1 protein-coding gene is annotated in these 253 nt (G+C 73.5%); it reads right to left on the bottom strand.

Annotated features, from left to right (window positions below):
* On the bottom strand, positions 1–253 hold a 253-nt coding region (locus J0695_RS40410), incomplete at both ends, for a hypothetical protein (protein WP_206969781.1).

Below are 253 nucleotides of genomic sequence, written 5' to 3'. Positions count from 1 at the left end.
CGGCGAGCGCGGCCGGCAGGGTGAAGGGGATGCGGTACCAGCCGAGGCCGCCGGGAAGGAACCCGGTGCCGCCGCTCGTGCCGTTCTCGGTGGTGGGGGTGAGCTCGATGCTCCAGTCGTGCGGGACCGCGATCCGGCGCCAGGCCGAGTCGTCGTAGCCGGGCTCGGCGGCACGGTCGTAGTCGCCGGAGGGGTCGGTGATCCCCGCCGGATTGACCAGGGCGAAGCGCCAGCCGTCGACGAGCTCGATGGT

This window comes from Streptomyces beijiangensis (assembly GCF_017315755.1).
Taxonomy (GTDB): Bacteria; Actinomycetota; Actinomycetes; order Streptomycetales; family Streptomycetaceae; genus Streptomyces; species Streptomyces beijiangensis.
This window is presented reverse-complemented; position numbering and strand designations above follow the sequence as displayed.